This window comes from Staphylococcus durrellii, assembly GCF_015594545.1.
Lineage (GTDB): Bacteria > Bacillota > Bacilli > Staphylococcales > Staphylococcaceae > Staphylococcus > Staphylococcus durrellii.
On record NZ_JADIIO010000001.1, the window covers coordinates 2,250,638 to 2,268,272 of the forward strand.

Annotated in this window: 17 protein-coding genes; 7 read left to right on the plus strand and 10 right to left on the minus strand. The window is 32.3% G+C overall.

From position 1 onward, the window contains the following. Positions 1 to 83: 83 nt before the first annotated feature. The 3 genes from gltC (at position 84) to ISP02_RS10905 (ending at position 2,962) form a co-directional block, all read left to right on the plus strand. The gene (gltC, locus tag ISP02_RS10895) at positions 84 to 971 is read left to right on the plus strand and encodes a glutamate biosynthesis transcriptional regulator GltC (RefSeq protein ID WP_195721571.1); all 888 of its coding nucleotides are present in this window, start codon (positions 84 to 86) and stop codon (positions 969 to 971) included. 96 nt (positions 972 to 1,067) lie between these two features. Further along, positions 1,068 to 2,180, plus strand: coding sequence for a YibE/F family protein (locus ISP02_RS10900; RefSeq protein WP_195721572.1), 1,113 nt, complete (start codon positions 1,068 to 1,070; stop codon positions 2,178 to 2,180). Further along, on the plus strand, positions 2,177 to 2,962 hold the full coding sequence (locus ISP02_RS10905; RefSeq protein WP_195721573.1) for a YibE/F family protein: 786 nt from the start codon (positions 2,177 to 2,179) through the stop codon (positions 2,960 to 2,962). Before ISP02_RS10900 ends, ISP02_RS10905 begins: the two co-directional genes overlap by 4 nt. A 37-nt stretch (positions 2,963 to 2,999) precedes the next feature. Here the strand turns inward: ISP02_RS10905 and ISP02_RS10910 are convergent, their stop codons facing one another. Further along, positions 3,000 to 4,244 carry an ammonium transporter gene (locus tag ISP02_RS10910; protein ID WP_195721574.1) on the minus strand — a complete coding sequence of 415 codons (1,245 nt, stop codon included), beginning with the start codon at positions 4,242 to 4,244 and terminating at the stop codon, positions 3,000 to 3,002. A 98-nt stretch (positions 4,245 to 4,342) separates the two neighbouring features. Beyond that, positions 4,343 to 5,182 (minus strand): GNAT family N-acetyltransferase, encoded by an 840-nt coding sequence (locus tag ISP02_RS10915; protein WP_328806050.1) that lies wholly within the window; start codon positions 5,180 to 5,182, stop codon positions 4,343 to 4,345. 196 nt (positions 5,183 to 5,378) lie between these two features. Between ISP02_RS10915 and ISP02_RS10920 the strand changes: the two genes are divergently transcribed. Continuing rightward, positions 5,379 to 5,645: a hypothetical protein gene (locus tag ISP02_RS10920; protein WP_195721576.1), complete on the plus strand. Its 267-nt coding sequence runs from the start codon at positions 5,379 to 5,381 to the stop codon at positions 5,643 to 5,645. Between the two features lie 81 nt (positions 5,646 to 5,726). Here the strand turns inward: ISP02_RS10920 and ISP02_RS10925 are convergent, their stop codons facing one another. From ISP02_RS10925 to ISP02_RS10960, 8 genes are all read right to left on the minus strand, one after another. Continuing rightward, on the minus strand, positions 5,727 to 6,719 hold the full coding sequence (locus ISP02_RS10925) for a LysM peptidoglycan-binding domain-containing protein (protein ID WP_195721577.1): 993 nt from the start codon (positions 6,717 to 6,719) through the stop codon (positions 5,727 to 5,729). A 271-nt stretch (positions 6,720 to 6,990) separates the two neighbouring features. Beyond that, on the minus strand, positions 6,991 to 7,830 hold the full coding sequence (gene gmpC / locus ISP02_RS10930) for a dipeptide ABC transporter glycylmethionine-binding lipoprotein (protein ID WP_195721578.1): 840 nt from the start codon (positions 7,828 to 7,830) through the stop codon (positions 6,991 to 6,993). Positions 7,831 to 7,850: 20 nt separating this feature from the next. Next, entirely contained in the window at positions 7,851 to 8,510 is a 660-nt protein-coding gene (locus ISP02_RS10935) for a methionine ABC transporter permease (RefSeq protein ID WP_195721579.1), read from the minus strand. A 1-nt stretch (position 8,511) separates the two neighbouring features. After that, positions 8,512 to 9,537 carry a methionine ABC transporter ATP-binding protein gene (locus tag ISP02_RS10940; protein WP_195721580.1) on the minus strand — a complete coding sequence of 342 codons (1,026 nt, stop codon included), beginning with the start codon at positions 9,535 to 9,537 and terminating at the stop codon, positions 8,512 to 8,514. A 231-nt stretch (positions 9,538 to 9,768) separates the two neighbouring features. Beyond that, positions 9,769 to 10,194, minus strand: a complete 426-nt coding sequence (locus ISP02_RS10945) for a GNAT family N-acetyltransferase (RefSeq protein WP_195721581.1) — start codon at positions 10,192 to 10,194, stop codon at positions 9,769 to 9,771. A 3-nt stretch (positions 10,195 to 10,197) separates the two neighbouring features. Further along, the gene (locus tag ISP02_RS10950; RefSeq protein WP_195721582.1) at positions 10,198 to 10,749 is read right to left on the minus strand and encodes a GNAT family N-acetyltransferase; all 552 of its coding nucleotides are present in this window, start codon (positions 10,747 to 10,749) and stop codon (positions 10,198 to 10,200) included. Between the two features lie 183 nt (positions 10,750 to 10,932). Next, a complete protein-coding gene (lip, locus tag ISP02_RS10955) occupies positions 10,933 to 13,209 on the minus strand; it encodes a YSIRK-targeted triacylglycerol lipase (protein ID WP_195721583.1) in 2,277 nt (758 codons plus the stop codon). A 350-nt stretch (positions 13,210 to 13,559) separates the two neighbouring features. Beyond that, positions 13,560 to 14,891: a sodium-dependent transporter gene (locus tag ISP02_RS10960; protein ID WP_195721870.1), complete on the minus strand. Its 1,332-nt coding sequence runs from the start codon at positions 14,889 to 14,891 to the stop codon at positions 13,560 to 13,562. 294 nt (positions 14,892 to 15,185) lie between these two features. Here ISP02_RS10960 and ISP02_RS13280 point away from each other — a divergent pair, with 294 nt between their 5' ends. The 3 genes from ISP02_RS13280 to ISP02_RS13215 all read left to right on the plus strand — a co-directional run bounded on the left by ISP02_RS13280 (position 15,186) and on the right by ISP02_RS13215 (position 17,618). Then, complete coding sequence (locus ISP02_RS13280) at positions 15,186 to 15,308, plus strand: polysaccharide deacetylase family protein (protein WP_408020149.1); 123 nt, start codon at positions 15,186 to 15,188, stop codon at positions 15,306 to 15,308. Positions 15,309 to 15,886: 578 nt separating this feature from the next. Continuing rightward, positions 15,887 to 17,194: a branched-chain amino acid transport system II carrier protein gene (brnQ, locus tag ISP02_RS10970; protein WP_195721584.1), complete on the plus strand. Its 1,308-nt coding sequence runs from the start codon at positions 15,887 to 15,889 to the stop codon at positions 17,192 to 17,194. Between the two features lie 196 nt (positions 17,195 to 17,390). Further along, positions 17,391 to 17,618: a hypothetical protein gene (locus tag ISP02_RS13215; RefSeq protein ID WP_328806052.1), complete on the plus strand. Its 228-nt coding sequence runs from the start codon at positions 17,391 to 17,393 to the stop codon at positions 17,616 to 17,618. Positions 17,619 to 17,635 lie beyond the last annotated feature (17 nt).

Genomic DNA, 17,635 nt, shown 5'->3' on the forward strand with positions numbered 1-17,635 from the left:
CAGCTTATTATTCTGTTCAATATATAAAATAGATGATATTATTCTAATTATTAGAACAATCGCATGAGAGAGGGTGAAAACTATTGGAAATTAAGCAATTACGCTATTTTATAGAAGTCGCTAAACGCGAACATATTTCTGAAGCCGCATTAGAACTTGATATCGCTCAATCTGCTATCAGTAGACAGATAACACAATTAGAAGAAGAATTACAAATCACTTTGTTTAAAAGGCAAGGTAGAAATATTTATTTAACCGAGGCAGGACAAACACTTTTTACCGAAGCAACAAAAATACTCGAGCAGGCCGAGTCGACAATACGTTTATTTCATAATCAATCAGAACTTAATAATTTCACAATTAGATTGGGTTATGTAGATAGTTACATTTCTCAAGTGCTAGCCTTACTTATCCAAACTTTTGAAAACACAAGCGAATCAAAGATAGAACCCATGTTAATGGAAGAAACTGAAATTGCCACTGCTTTAATCTCTAATCAAATTGATGTCGCGCTAATGGATTTAACTTCAGAAGTTAATCACAATAATGATGTCGAAGTTATTCCATTATTTGAAGAAAATTACCATATGTACGTACCGAAAGATAACCCAATAGCAATGGCAACAAATCCTCCATTATCGCAATTTGTAAACACACAAATTTATCAATTATATAAAATGCCTTCAAATATAATTCAAACCTTTGAACAACAAACTAAAAAACCAGTACGTACAATTACTCATAAGCAAATCGCGAAATATATACTAACCCAAAACAGAGGTTATATTATTGCGCCTGCTTATCAAACTCTGGATAAAAATGATCAGCACTGGATTGAAATTTCTCTCGAACATACCGAACTGAAACGCACGCTTTGTTGTGCAATTCGTAAGGATAATCATAAAAATGATATTAAAGAACTGAAAAGCACGATTGACCACTTGTTAAGTAGAACATCAACCTATCATTAAAAGACTTTAAGCCATTGATGATACAAATTTTTGAAATATTATCGCTGCAGGCGTATAATCACGTTGTCAAATTAAGTTTGGTTTGGAGTAATATTCATGAATTTAAAAACAAAGTTTAATCATCCATTTAATTGGGTTATTTTTATTTTTTGCTTTTGTGTTATCGGCTTATTTCTATTCACATTAGTAAACGATAAATTTTATCATATGCCTATCGGAAAAATCACTGATGTTCAGAATGTTAAAACAACTAAGGTAACGGATGAACATCACAACTCAGACACTAAACACCAACAACTATTAACTATACATATGGTAAACGGCAAGTTTGAAGGACATACTACAAAAATTAAAAATTCATATGTAGCATCACAAGCCGATAGTGAGAAGTTCACAAAAAATAATAAAGTCCTTATGCACATCGATAAAAAACCAAGCGACGGCTATATTTTAGAGAAAAAGCGGGATAGCTTAGTCGTAGTAGTAACCGGCATCTTTTTATTAACAATATTATTAGTAGGTAGAAAAGTAGGTTTACAATCTATAATATCCTTAATAATAAACACAGTAGCAGTGATAGCAGCAATTGCTATTCATAATGCATCCCCAAATTTTAGTTTGTTTGGCTTAATGAGCACTGCGATAATTATTTCAACTATATGCACCTTATTGCTTGTTACAGGATGGCATTGGCGAACGTTAGTAACCATTATAAGTACCCTATTAGGAACATTTATTTGTATTGGCATCACACAACTCGTCATAACACTTACTGGTGGTAACGGCTTAAAATTTGAAACTATGAGTTTTCTAACGCTACCTCCAACTGAAGTGTTTTTAACTTCTGTTATCGTCGGCTCATTAGGTGCAGTAATGGACGTAGCAATAACTATAGCAAGTGGTATGTATGAAATATTACGTCGTAATCCTAATATAGAAATGACGCGTTGGGCATTAGCAGGACGAAACATCGGTCAAGACATTATGGGTACCATGACCAATATTTTATTATTCTCTTATTTATCGGGTAGTCTACCGATGATTTTACTATATATTAAAAATGCAAATACCATCACATATACGCTATCAATGAATTGGTCATTAGAGGTAGCTCGAGCTATTACTGGGGGCATAGGAATTGTCTTAACGATTCCTATAACCATTCTCTTAATGCAATTTATTTATAAATTGAGAGGAGCGAAACAATGAATGCAATAACAATTTTAGCTGTTATTCTCTTTGCATCAATGCTTATATTTGGTGGCAAAAAAGGATTAGTGTCATTTTTAACATTGTTTTTAAATTTTATAATTCTCTTATTCGCTATTATTTTCATTGTCTTAGGTGCACCAATCTATATCGTAACCGTTATTTTTTGTATTGCTGTAGCTGCATGTAACTTATTCGTACTTAATAGTTATAATATAAAAACTAAAGCAGCCTTTTACGCTACAATATTAACGACAATTATATTAATCGCTGGCATTTATCTTTCTGTTTCCATTGGACATTTACAAGGATTCACTACTGAGCAACAAGACGAAACGTATGTATTCTCAATGAATATTGGCGTCGATATGGTAAAATTCATGGTCTTCACCGTGTTACTAGCCGTAATTGCTGCAGTAATCGACTTGGCAATAACTATTAGTTCACCTATTTATGAATTATATGAAACGAATAATAATTTATCACAAGCTGATTTGTTCCACTCTGGTATGCGTGTAGGCAGAGAAATTTTGGCTACTTCTGCCAACACTATTTATCTCGCCTATTTCGGTGGCCAACTGACGTTATTCTTTTGGTTTTTTAAATTGAACTATTCATTCGGTCATATTATTAATTCAAAAATTTTCGTTCAAGAATTCGTTTCTATTATATTAGGCGGGATTGCAGTGGCTATTAGCATACCGATTACAGCTTGGTTAACTGCAAAAATGATTAAAACTAGCAAATATCCCATCCAACCAACAGAAGAATATAATGAATAAACAAAACCAAGATAAAGTTATCTTGGTTTTGTTGTTCTTAATAACGTTTATTTAATTTATTCAATTCTCCATTGAAATAGGCATTTTCGCCATGCACTATACTATCTAACCCTTTTTCTTCTTCCACTTCTGAAGTACCAAGCTCAGTTACAAAACTAATAACTTTAGCGATACAATATGTCACAACACCACTAAACACAATCGTTACAACTACCGCAACAATTTGTACGACTAGTGCCATAAAATTACCGCCAAAGATTACACCATCACTGATGGAGCTATTTACACTATGAGATTGGAATACTGCTGTTAAAATCGCTCCAATTACGCCACCAATTCCATGAATTCCGAAGGCATCTAATGCATCATTATATTTCAATTTAACTTTGATATAGTTTATTGCAAAATAACAGCATATACCACCGATTATGGCAATAATAACTGCACTGCCATAATTAACAAATCCAGCTGCAGGCGTAATAGCTACTAAACCAGCTAACATTCCAGATAGCATACCTATGAGACTTGTTGTTCTTTTCTGAACATATTCTACGATAGACCAACCGAACGCACCCGCACTTGCTGCTAATACCGTGTTAACGAATGAAGTTAATGCTATTGAGTCAAAAGTATAAGCACTTCCTACATTAAAACCATACCAGCCTAACCAAACAAATATACCTCCAATTAATGTAATAACTAAATTATGTGGTGGTCGTTTATCGAAATTCTTCCCAGCGCCTATCATGACTGCCAGTACTAATCCCGAAACCCCTGAAGATATATGTACTACTGTTCCTCCGGCGTAATCGATGGCGCCAATATGATCAATCCAACCACCGCCCCAAACCCAGTGAGCTACTGGACTATAGACAAGTAACACCCAACAAAAAACAAATATTAGATAGGGCGTAAATTTCATTTTTTCAGCTATGGAACCAGACAGAATTGACACTGCTATGGTACAAAACATTAATTGGAACAACATAAATAAAGCTAACGGGACGTGTGGCGATAAATCTTTTTGAATTTCAAAACCGACATGATTTAACCCTAAATATGTAATATCTCCAAATAGCGCATTCCCTTGACCAAAACTAAAAGAAAAACCGGCAATCATCCAAGCGAATGTAACAATAACAATTGCTGACATACTTTGCATAACAGTATTCAAAACGTTCTTCGATTGTACTAAACCACCATAAAACAAACTCAAACCTGGTGTCATCAACCAGACAAGTAACGTGCATAAAAATAAGAATAATGTATCATAAACACTCATTGCATCCACTCCTTTGTTTTGGATAATACAATGGTGTTTGGCTAATAGCAAAAATCAGTCATGAAATGTTACATCTTATGTAACATTTCATGACATGGCTATAATGAATATTTTAAAATATGTACTGGTTTGTCCTCTAAATCAGCATCACCTACATAACAATAATCACATTTCTTATATAGTTGTAACGCAACTTCGTTGTCGGTATTTACCGTTAAATAAATTTCTTCTATTGTTGGAAAATTATTGGCAATATACGTCGACAAATTTTCAATTACAGCTCTACCTACACCTTCACCTCTGAAATTGCTATCTACACTAAACGATCTGAAGAAAATAGCATTCGGATTATCTGTATAAGGTTTAACCCCTTCTCCGATATGCAGCGTAAAAAAAGCAATAAGCTGTTGATTATCGTTAAAGACCAACGTTGGAAATCTTTCCACATTTTTTTGCGCTAATTTGATGTTTTCTGCAGGTGTCTTTGTAAAACGTCTATCACTTTGTAAAATATTAAAATTTTTGATGTCACTCCATAACGGTGATGCGTAGCTTTTAAATATCATGTTATCGACCTTCGCTTTCGAAATTTGATTTATCCATGTTATTACAGCAGGCGCAATAAACTGATTTTCAGTTTTCAAAATCCATCTTATATCAGTTATCTCAGCGTTTGAGTGAATATTATCCCAATCGATGGGTTCGGTCGTCTTATAACAAATAAGTTTGGTTAATGTATTTTTTTGCGGATAAGCTTGTCCGATTACTGTATTGATATAACTCAATTTATCAGGATTGAGTAACACATTCAATTCTTCATCTATCTCACGTATGAGTGCTTGTTCATAAGTTTCGCCTTCTTCAATTTTTCCTCCTGGAAAATAATACTTTGCCCTACCTCTCGCTTGAACGAGTAATAAGGCATCACCTTTTTCCACTACCAAACATACACAAGTTATCATTATTACCCCTCACTTATATCTCAATTATTTTTACACTGTTATAAGTTATGTTATCATATTGTCTTGTAAAAACGAGATATGGAGTTACTATTTAATATGTATCTACTATTAAACTAAACATTAATATAATTTCAAATATTAATCCACAGTATTTTCAGGAGGTTATAACTAAATGGCTATAAAAAATAACATTAATCGCATATCAAATGCAGTAAACTTTGCTAGCATAGCGATTGATGGTTTTAACTGGTATGCCTATCATTCTAGAAATAGAAAGTTATTATACGCTAGCATGGCAATATCTACTATAGGCGCTACTTTAGACTTTTATACAGCTTTAAAGTCTCCGAAGAAGTTCGCTAAAGTATTTTCAACGTTTACGTTTGCTAGTACATTGTTAACTACGGCTAAGCGCATTAAATCTATGCGTAATGGATAAAAGAGACCATGATATAAATTCTAAATTAATAGCCCTTAAATGATTTCAAAATACAAATCATTTAAGGGCTATTTTATTATGTTAATGAATAAATTTATAACTTGATACTTGTGTTGCTGGAATCGTTCTAAACGTTTTAATTCCAGGTGCAGCACTGTAATTCATTTCTGATACATAAATGCTACCATTACTATTTACACGTTCAACAAATGCGACATGACCATAATAACCAGCGTCTGTTTGTAAAATAGAACCAACTGCAGCACGATGATCAACTGTGTATCCATCTTGTGTGGCTGCCGTATCCCAATTATTCGCATTCCACCAATATGTACTAATCCCTTTTCCAACTTCAGCACGTCTATTAAATGCATGCCAAGTACATTGACCCCAATCATATAAATTAGCTTGATTGAAAATCGGTGTTTTATAACCAGTTGCTGTGGAAGTAGATCCAGTTTTGCTAGTTGAATTAGTGCCAGGTACCTTTAATTTTTGTCCTGGGTAAATAATCGTATTCTTCATACCATTAAGTGACATTAATTTTTGGTATGTCGTTCCGTATTTAGATGCAATCACTGATAAAGTATCACCTGATTTAACTGTGTAAGTAGATGAACTAGCTGTGCTTGTAGTCTTAGCAGGTGTATTGGTCGTTGTCTTTGATGAAGTACCAGATACTTTTACCTTTTGTCCTGGGTAAATAATCGTATTCTTCATACCATTAAGTGACATTAATTTCTGATATGTCGTTCCATATTTAGATGCAATCGTTGATAAAGTATCGCCTGATTTAACTGTATATGTTTTAGTCGTTGCTGTTGTTGTAGTTTTTGCTGTACTTTTTGTTGCCGTAGTCCCCGAGACAATCAGCACCTGATTTGGGAATATAACATTTGATTTTAATTTGTTTAATGATTTCAATTTACTTACCGATATTTTGTACTTTTCTGCAACCGACCACAAAGAGTCCCCCCTTTTAACTTTATATGTAGTAGCAGCATTCGCATTTGTTGCTGTCACTGTAGCAAGTGCACTTGTCCCCAAAATAGTAGCTATAATTTTTTTATGCAAAATTCAGTCCTCCCAAATTCGTGTATTTCACGATTCACTTTTAATCACTACTATATTATACAACTTTAATTTTGACATTAGTGTATTATTTATATGACATTATCATTACAATGGTTTGCAAAGTTAAAAAAATATTTTCTTTTTTTATTGCGTCAAACAACTTTATATTTGTTAGAAGTTAGTCATATCAAATAACTATAATAATGATTAACATTAGCCTATTCATCAAATACAAAAAAGCGAAGGTTAACCCTTCACTTTTTAATACACATTATTTTGATAATCGCTGCTCGATTTCTTTGATTTCACGTTGAGATAAATCGACTGATTTTTCGCCATCTTTTGTGTCTTCTTTAAGCGCTTTTTGTGCTTCTTTAGAATGATATAACTTAATTATCTCTTTATATGTTTTATTATTTTTATCTTTATCATTTACAGCAATCACATTAATATATGGCTCAACAGCTTTAGATGTCGTTTTTTCTTGGAATAATGGATCTTTTTTCGGGTCTAATCCCGCCTTTGATGCAACACCATTATTAATTACTGATAAATCAACATCTGATAAAGCACGTGCCGTTTGCTGAGCATCTACAGCTTTTATTTTTAAATTTTTAGGATTATCTTTAATATCTTTAATAGAGCCAGTTAGACCAAAATTGCTATCTAATTTAATCAACCCAGCAGCTTCTAATAATTTCAATGAACGCGCTTGATTAGATACGTCATTAGGTACAATAACTTTAGCTCCACTTTTTACTTTTTTAATATCTTTAATTTTGTCAGAATAAATACCTAGAGGAGCTAACACTGTCGTACTAGCAGCAGAAATCTTAGCATTTTTATGTGACTTTTTATATTCATTTAAGAATGCAAAATGTTGGAATGCATTCATATCGATGTCACCATCACTTAATGCTTTATTGGGTACATTATAATCAGAGAATTGCTTAATTTCTAAATCAATATCTTTATCTTTTGCTAATTCTTTTACTTTTTCCCACGCCTTAGTATCATTTGAAGCAACCCCTACAGTTACCTTTTCTTTACTACCTGAACAAGCAGCTAAAACAACCAGCGCTGCGACTACTATAAATAATAATTTCTTCATTGCACATGTCCCCTTTATATTTAATTCCTTCTAATTTTTTTAGATAAATAATTGCCTAATGACTGGATAATTTGCACAATAATAACTAACACCACAACAGTAATAATAATGACTAACGTATCAAAACGTTGATATCCATATACAAGTGCTAAATCACCAATACCACCGCCACCAACAGCGCCGGCCATAGCAGTGCCGCCAATCAAACCAATAATTGCTGTAGTAATAGCTAATATTAATGAACCTAGCGCTTCTGGCAATAAGAAATGCCAAATAATTTGAATAGGAGAAGCTCCCATAGCTTTAGCGGCTTCTACAATACCATCATCAACTTCTAGTAATGAATTTTCTACTAAACGTGCAATATAAGGTGCAACATAAACAGTCAACGGTACGATTGCTGCAGTTGTACCTATGGAAGTTCCCACTAATAACTTCGTAAATGGTACGATTGCTATTAATAAAATAATAAAAGGTATAGATCTCAAAATATTGATTATTGGGTTTAAAATCTGATGAAGTACTACGTTTGGCCAAACTCCGTTTTTACGTGTAATAACAAGCAGTATACCTAATGGAATACCTATAATAGCTCCAATTATTAATGATACAGTTACCATATATAACGTTTGATATAACGCTTCTAACAACTGGCTACTTTCAATACTCGATCCAAACATATTATTGCACCTCCTCATATGATATCGCTTTAGTATCAAAGTATTGTTTAATACTTTGTTCATTAAAGTTATTATCTTGTTCTATTCTTAACCATAAATAACACACTGTCTCATCTTGAATCGTAGACATTGATGAAAATAAAATATTTACATTTAAATGATAATGTCGAGTGAGTTCATTAATAATAGGATGATTAATTTGTGTAGCATCTAAGAACAACTTATAGTCTTGGTAATTATCATCATCCCGGTTATCAAAAGTTTGCTGCAGCTCTTTTGAAGGTTCTGTGGTGATAACTGTCGACACAAAGTTTTTAGCTGTATGTGTTTGGGGGTGACTGAAAACTTGCTTAACGTCGCCTAATTCAACTACCCTACCACTTTCCATAACTGCTACTCTATTACATATTTTCTGTATTACGCCCATTTCATGGGTAATAATTAATATTGTGACACCGAATGTCTTATTAACTCGTTGTAATAAATCTAAAATTGAACTAGTTGTAGCCGGATCCAAAGCACTTGTGGCTTCGTCGCATAATAATATTTTAGGATTCGTAACTAATGCACGAGCAATTGCTACACGTTGTTTTTGTCCACCCGATAATTCATCTGGATATTGATCTTTTTTATCTGCCAAGCCAACAAATTCCAACATTTCTTCTACTTTTTGTTTTATTTCGGACTTATTTTTTTTACTTAAAATAAGCGGCATTGCTACATTTTTATAAACCGTTTTGGCATTTAACAAATTAAAATGTTGGAATATCATGCCTATTTGTTTTTTTACAGTACGTAATTCTTGTTCTTTATATGTATCCAACTCATGTCCATCGACAATGACCTGTCCTTTTGTAGCTCTCTCCAATTGATTGACCAATCGAACGAGTGTACTTTTACCAGCGCCACTATAACCAATCACTCCAAATATATCATTTTGTTCTACAGTAAATGACACATCTTTCAATGCATGAATGGTTTCTTTTTTCTTATGAAATGTCTTGTCAATATTGCGAAATTCAATCAACGCTAGCACCTCCATTATTCTTTATTATTCTGATAAGATTATATGAATTATATGGCATTCATTATATAGCGTCAACACTATTTTCTGATTTTTTAGAATGTTTATTTATTCTATTTAATCTATTGCTACTTATTTCATTAATGATGAAATTCTACATAAATACGGTTGGGTACTTAGCAGCACCCAACCGTTATAAAGTTAGTACCATAATTATTAATTCCCCCTTTTTTCCTAACACTCGACGACCACTATCAACAAAACCACCATAGTCATATAATTTTTGCGCCGCTCTATTTTTTCATTTACTGCCAATACAATAGCTTCTATATCGGGATAGTGTTTGTGCATAAAATATGGTAATAATGTTAATGAAACTTTGCCATAGCCTTTACGTAAATGACGTAAATCTGTTGAATATGAACGCATAAGACATGTTTGTTGATTTGGGTAGTATTGCCGATATTCATGTTCTTCCTGTAGTCCAAAATAAGTAACAATCTCATCACAATCATTCAATAGTAGCATCGGATGATTTCTTTTGCCTTGTTGCTTATGTATATTTTCTAAAGGGGGGCCGGTAAATTGAAGTTGTGCTTCAGATAACTGATAATATTCAAATTGATGATAATATGCTCTGTTATATTCAATTAGTTTCATCGCTTACCCCCTAGCATTGTTTAACCATTCAGTTTTTAATATGCCCATTTTTATAGCATCATAATATGTACCTGCTACTTGTCTAGCCTGTCTAATCCTTGCTTCTTCAATCATCCCTGTATGTTTAGCTAATCTAATCATACGCTCGTTACCAGACCATGTAGATATTCCGAGTCGATGCACAAAATTTTGCTTGAATAAATAGTCTATCCATTTTTGAAATACTTCTGTACCAATTCCATAATCCCAATATTGTTTATCATATATAACAATACCTATTTCTAACCAGTTGGTTTCTTTAGATACCCAATAAGAACTAACTGAACCTATGCATTTTTCATCTACAACTATCGCTAACATTCGTTCTACCTTATCAGATATATAGCGGTTTCGTTTTGCCTCTTTCTTAAAGTTATCTTTTGAAGCATACTGTTCTTTTATATAAGGGCCATTCCATTGCTTTGCCTCTTGATTCTTTTCCTCATATTTCCAATAATACAAAGCATCTAAAATATCGTCATTTATAGGTACTAATTCCCCATGTGAAAATTCCATTTATCCACCCCGCTTTTTTGATAATCATAAAATAATTTCGCATACAAAAACAACCTGATTATATAATCAGGTTGTAATATGTCTTATGCAAATATTGACTTTAACACTCTAAATAACGACCCTAATAATTCTACAAAATCTCCAGTCATAGTATAGCCTCCTTATTCAAACTAATATAATTAATCAAGTTACTTGTTCATAACGAACAAGGTCTGCAGCTAAATCATGCCAAAAGTCTTGTAATTCTTTTCTACTATGCGTTGCATCCAGAGTATCTTGTCCCACAAAGTCGACGTGATCCCAACCATGACGTACAGGTGTAACTTGCCATACACCTTTTTGCACTTTGTCAGTTGTATCAGTATAAGGTTGATTGAACGGATGTTGCGAAGAAACAACGGAAACAAGACCGTCATTTTCACGCCAATCTTTTTCTTTCGCTTTTCCTATAACATTAGATGTTAATGCGAATGGCAAGAATAAATTGAGATCTGCTCTTTGTCTGCCTAGTAGTGTCGCATGTGTCGCTTCTCCTGTATAAGTTTTATATACAATATTAGGATTGATCGACGTATGACGATTTAATTCAGTCGCACCTTCTCTTGTTAAGTCATAAAAGCCATTATCTTTAGTCGTCCAAATCTTACTCATTTCTTTAACACGTTTTGCATATTCTATAAATGTTTCATCTGGGCGTTGCTTAAGCCCCCATTGATCCAAGCCGAAATTAACATTCGTAATTTTATTACTTCTTAATTTCACAAAATCATATACTGCTTGACGCACAATCGCTTCATTACCTACTTCATCTGCTGCATGTGTACCATTATGTGGTGTACCTAGAGTCGTAATTGAAGAAATCATATTATCATGCCCACCTTGGTATAATGGAGAGATTGTGCCACCATGTTCTTTTTGATAATCAATCTCCTCTTGATTACCATTTCTTAGTAATTCTTCTAATTGGCGTACAGTTTGACCGCCCATGCTGTGCCCTATTAAATGTACTTTTTGACCTGGTTGCCAATCTTTATAAACACCTTCATACGTATTACCATATCGTTCATGGCCGTACTTAGCAGCATGTGCCGCGCCATAATCAACGCGCCCTCCTTTAATATAATAATAAAGTTCCACCGCTCTGTCATAATTACTACTTAATGCACCGATACTTGCCTCGTATGCTTTATACCCATTTTGTTCTAAATCTTGTGTAATATTTAATTTATCTCCTCCCCAGTAATGTGATAAAACGGCAGGGTTTCTATCATCTGTAAAACCATTAAAGCCATGTACTAAAATAATTGGATCTTGATTTTTATATTCTCCTTGCTTAGCTTTTTTACCGGGTTGTTCTGTTATATTTTCTGATTCGCGTTTAGCTGCTGTGGTATTTGTTGTAGCAACAACGTTATTTTTTAGAGACTTAATACCTTCTGTTGGTGTCTTGTCATCTTTCTGCTTCGCTGTCTTGTCATCAGCTAATTTTTCTATACTATCGTATGATGTACTATTCTGCTTATTATTAGTTGTTTTATTGCCACTCTCGTCATGTTCAGTTACTTTATTTTTATTCTCATTCTCACTTTGGTTCGCTATTTTATTTTCATTTGATGCATTTAATGACGTTACGTTGTCTTGTTGCGTTGATATTTTTGTTTGATTGTTTATAGAATCTTGTTGTTTTTTTGTATTTTCTTGTGCATTTGTATTTAATTCATTAGATTTATTATGTAAATCTTGTTCGTTTTCATTATCTCGTTGTTTACTTGATGTTCCTTTTGTAACGTTCGACTTATCATCTTCACTATTATGAATAACTGAACCTGTTGCATTTGTATTATCATCCACACTATTACTATTTTTTGTAGTTTGTTGGTTGGCTTTATCGGAATTATGATTAACTTCTCTTTGCGTAGATTTATTTGCTAATTGCTCTTTTACCTCTACATCGTTATCCTTTGTTTCTTCTTTTGCTTGGTAGTTTTCATTATCGCTTGTCTGAGCTTGTTGCTGATTTTGTTGTGGGTGCTGTTTTGATAGCTTAGATTTTTGAGAAGATTGTTTTGACTCTGGTTGTGAAGTTTTTTCATTAATTTCGCTTTTATTATCATCGGTTAAATTATTATTATTTAGTTCTGTATCGCTATTCTGTTGAACTTGTTTAGTTTGTTCACTACTATCTTTCGATATATCTTTTGAATTACTTGTACGCGTATTACTTTCCTTACTCTGAACAGTAATATCATCCACAATATTTTGTTGACCTCCATCAACTTTCGTGCGGTTATTTTGGTCTTGAGGGAGATTTTCAGTCTTGTTTTCTTTATTTTGAACATTTTGCTGTGACTCTTCAGCTGACACCGTTCCAGAACCTATAAAAAATAAAGAAGCAATAACAATTGATGATACACCTACACTAAATTTTCTTATACTATACTTTTGTTGCTTTTCTTTCATTTTTAACACCTCTATTAAACAATTTTTTTAATATAAAACTCAAATTTTCATCACTTTGTCTCAATGGAAAATCAAAATATAAAGTTAAGCAAGTTCACCTAATTTAGCACGCTCCTTATTATTTTAATTTGATCATTATCATAAAAATCATGAAATTTTATGCACTACAATATTGCAACCGCTTACACAAAGATGTAAAAAAATATTCTATATAAATTTATATAGAATAAAATGTAATAAGACTTTACTATAAGTTTTTATTTCGGTCAATACTCAAGTACAATTTAATTTTGAAAAACATATTTCTATAAAAAACTTTGTGATAGACTATCACAAAGCATCTTACTTATTTAGAAAAATTGGACGATAAAGATTACCAAAATAACTACAGGCAACACAAATTTAATTAATAAATACCATGGTATGAACAATTTGAATTTGTCTCTACCAAAATGTTGCTTTAGCTCTTCTATTTTTAATAAATGCCCCACTACTAAAGTCGTTCCTAATGCACCTAATGGCATTAATATATTAGAAACAAGAAAATCCATATTATCGAATATCGATCCGGCTCCGAATTGGATATAACTTAGACTACTAAATGATAACGTTGCAGGAATACTTAATAAAAATACTAAAACACTACCTATTACAGCAACTTTTTTACGTTTCGTATTATCATTCTTAGTAAAATTTGAAACGTTAAGTTCTAATAATGATATAGATGATGTTAGTGCTGCAAACAAGAATAAAATTAAAAATACAAAGTAAATAAATGTACCAAAAGACATTTGTTCAAAGACACTTGGCAGCACTTTAAATAATAATCCTGGCCCTTCAGTCGGCTTATATCCAAAAGCAGAAATAGCTGGAAAAATAGCTAACCCTGCTAATACCGATACCAAAATATTCATAATAACGATTGAAATTGCAGAAGTTTTTATCGTCATTTCTTTCGATGCATAACTTGCGTAAGTAATCATCCCAGTCGTACCTAGTGATAGCGTAAAGAATGATTGACCCAATGCAAATAAGGTACCCTTCACAGATATATCATCTAAACGAGGCTCTAATATGTAATGCACGCCTGCCATTGCTCCATCCAACGATAGTGATTTAATGACGATAATAATCAAACATATAAACAATAAAGGCATCATAAACTTTGAAGCTTTCTCTAATCCTAGTTCTACACCCAACATAACAATAATCATCGTTAATAAGATAAACACACCTTGTCCAAGAATAGTAAGCCATGGATTAGTAATAATTTGATCAAAGTTAATTTTACTTAATCCAGTATCACTAAAAGTAACTAATTGCATGAAAACCTTAAAAAGATAAATTATTATCCATCCACCGATAACACTGTAAAAAGCAAATAATATAAATACTGCTAAATTACCATTCCACCCAATAATATTTAGCCATTTACGCGCAGTTAATTTTTCATATATTTTGGTAGTATAAGTTCTTCCCATTTTACCAACTGTAAATTCCATTATTAATAGAGGTAAGCCTACGAGCAGCGTAAAAATTAAAAACATAAGTAAAAAAGCTCCGCCACCATATACGCCTGCCATGTATGGAAATTTCCACATTGCACCCAGTCCTATAGCAGAACCTGCACTGGCTAAAATAAATCCAGTCGATGTCTTCCATTGCGATTGATTCTTCATAATCGTCATCCTTCTAACTTTATTACGTTAAAGCGTTCAAATAGTGCAGAAAATAATATATCATGTCTAGCAATGGAACTCAATAGAAACAAACTAATTCACATCAAAAACATAGCTCTTAAATAAGAACGATGTTTAATAAATTACACACATCAAAAAATTTAAAATTATAGTGTTTCTCCAGAGCAATTAGATTCACAAATTAAATGATTATAACAACATCATGCTCGATGCTTAACACTTGCTGAAGATAAAAAATATAAGCAAAAAGGTAAATTTCCAAAATATAGTTAATGGATAAATTTCAATGATATGGATCGGACTATACATAATAACGCTTATCCTATTTTGAAAAAACATAAAGTTCCGAGTACTGGCTTTGTGATAACTCAACATGTTGGCACAATTACAAACAAGTAAATATTCAATACCTTATTAAGCAAAAATAAATTTATGCTTGGCAGGATATTTTACTTTTCCGTAGGAGGATTTATGAGATATCATTATCCATCGATATTATCTTTGTTACCAAATTATATTGTCATTGTAATATCACTTGTTGCCATAGTAAGTTCATTTTCATTCCTTATTTACTTGTTACACCCAATTAGATTTGTGGTTTAAATATACAAGTATTTTCGAGCGTCATGCAGTGATCTTTTTAGCAATGTCGTTACTACTCGTTTTAGATATATGTATACTTTAAAAAGAATTTAAAATCTTTAAATTTGTAATGGGTAAACAACTTTATAATTATTGTATGGATGTAACACGGGCAAATAACGCTATTGATAAAGATGAGCGATCAGCATAATATTATATAGTTTAAACAGAATTAAAGACATTACTTTTTAGCAATGTCTTTTTTATGTGAAATTGAAAAACTATGTTATCAGAAAATTCTTTGTACTCTGAACAATACTATGGTATGCTATATTCGTTTTTTGGAAATTTATTTTTCTATAACATTAATTATAAAAATAGTTGGAGACATCGACATGAATAAAATAATTATCATCTCAGGACTTATGCTTTTTTCATTCTTTTTTGGAGCTGGCAATCTTATTTTCCCACCTATGTTAGGTTATACCGCCCAAAATCATATGTGGCTTGCAATGTGTGGTTTTGCTATCACAGGTATTATTATGCCATATTTGACAGTTATAGTAGTTGCCTACATGAATGGTGGAGTCGAAAGTATTGGACGCAAAGTACATCCAATATTCGGTCTGGTATTCGCGATATGTGTCTACTTATCTATTGGTGCACTATACGGTATACCACGTGCTGCTAATGTAGCATATGAGATAGGGACCAAAAACATTTTGCCTGTGCATAATCACGTTACACTAATCATCTTTTCATTATTATTTTTCTTTGTAGTGTATATTGTTGCATTATATCCTAATAGAATTGTCGATAATTTAGGTAAATATTTAACACCTATATTAATATTTATTATTTTATTGCTATGTATACTCGTTTTTATTCATCCAGAAACATCTATTAAACAGCCTATGGGAGAATACGCACATATGCCAGTTGTTTCCGGTGTTCTAAAAGGTTATTTCACTATGGACTTAATTGCTGCACTTGCATTTTCCGTAGTGATTGTCCAAACATTTAAATTAAATGGTATTTCTGAACGCAAAGAACTTATAACAAGTGTCGCCAAATCTGGTTTTATTTCTGCAATACTATTAGCAGTAATATATTTTTCATTAGCTTATTTAGGTGCTACAACAGCTCATCACGGCTTTAAAAATGGCACGGCTATTTTAACTTATAATACATTACGCGTATTTGGGCCCTATGGCAATATTATTTTTGGTATCATCGTAATACTTGCCTGCCTAACGACTTGTATTGGTTTAGTTAATGCTTGTTCAGCATTTGCAATGAAAAAGTTGCCAAAGATTTCTTATAAAAAATTCGTATTACTATTTTCATTACTCGGTTTTATCGTCTCAACACTAGGTTTAAACTTAATCTTGCAAATAGCAGTACCATTATTAACATTTATTTATCCAACATCTATCGTTTTAGTGTTAATGACTTTTATCAGCATATTTATCAAATACGAATTAAAATATGCTTTTATTATTCCAACAATTATTACTTTAATTATATCAATTTTGCAGATTTTATCCGATTTCAATATTAGTAAAAACATTAATGCCTTTTATCAACTTATACCATTTTCAAATTATCAATTAGCATGGCTAATGCCATTTACTATATTAGCTATACTAGGACTAATAATCGATTATTTCCTAAGAAATAAATCCGAAAAAAGTATATCTTAAAAATTGATTTGTTCTTTTTATTCCAAATAATACATTTTAACTGCTCAAACAGTGTGAGTAATATATACTATTGCCTACAGTTGTTACTAACTTTTGAATAACTAATAACGAGGCTATGAAATTTGGCAATATTTAGTGACTATTTAAAAGTGGTAAAAGAAGACATCGATAGAGATAAAATAACACCGATATTTAATTGTATTTACGAAAAGCAGCCAAATTAGAAACAACAATAAAATGGAATCAGCAAATGTTCACAAACCACGGTACATTTATAATTGGATATAGTAGTGCCAAACAACATTTTTCCATAACTCCAGAAGCAACAGGTATGAAACAATTCAGCACTCAAATAAAGCCTGGCTGGATACAGTTTAACTGCAAACTTACACCGTATATTATGGACACAAGAAGTAGATTATAAATTACTGAGAAAAAAGA